Origin of the sequence: Methylobacterium tarhaniae (genome assembly GCF_001043955.1) — a bacterium.
In the GTDB taxonomy this organism is placed as follows: domain Bacteria; phylum Pseudomonadota; class Alphaproteobacteria; order Rhizobiales; family Beijerinckiaceae; genus Methylobacterium; species Methylobacterium tarhaniae.
Genome location: NZ_LABZ01000312.1, coordinates 1 through 690, shown reverse-complemented (window position 1 = coordinate 690; position 690 = coordinate 1). Strand labels below are relative to the sequence as shown.

Annotated in this window: 1 protein-coding gene; it reads left to right on the top strand. The window is 71.4% G+C overall.

Annotated elements, in window-relative coordinates:
* Nucleotides 1-690 (top strand): NAD(P)H-dependent flavin oxidoreductase (locus tag VQ03_RS29385; RefSeq protein WP_048454473.1); only part of this gene is annotated, 690 nt, incomplete at both ends.

Genomic DNA, 690 nt, shown 5'->3' with positions numbered 1-690 from the left:
ACGCTTCGAACGACCGGCTGGAGCACGACCTCACGGTCTGCGGCGAGCACAAGGTGCCGATCATCATCACGTCGTTGCGCGCGCCCGACGCGGTGGTCTCGGCGGTGCATGGCTGGGGCGGCCTCGTCTTCCACGACGTCACCACCGTGCGCCACGCCGAGAAGGCGCTGGAGGCCGGCGTCGACGGCCTGATCCTGGTCTGCGCCGGGGCCGGGGGCCATGCCGGCACGCTCTCGCCCTTCGCGCTCGTGAGCGAGGTGCGGCGCTTCTACGACGGGCCGCTGATCCTGTCGGGCGCCATCACCACGGGCGACGCGATCCTCGCCGCCCAGGCGATGGGGGCGGATCTGGCCTATATGGGCACCCGCTTCATCGCCACGCAGGAGGCGAACGCCGCCCCGGCCTACAAGGAGATGATCGTCGGCACGACGGCTGCCGACGTGATGTACACCCCCTACTTCACCGGCGTGCCCGGCAACTACCTCAAGCCCAGCGTGACCGCCGCCGGCCTCGACCCCAACGCCCTGCCGGAGGTCGACAAGACCAAGATGAACTTCGGCTCGGGCACCACCAAGGCCTGGCGCGACATCTGGGGCGCCGGCCAGGGCGTCGGCACCATCGACGACGCGCCGGCCACCGCCGTGGTGATCGACCGGCTGAAGGCGGAATACGCGGCGGCGCGGGCGCGGC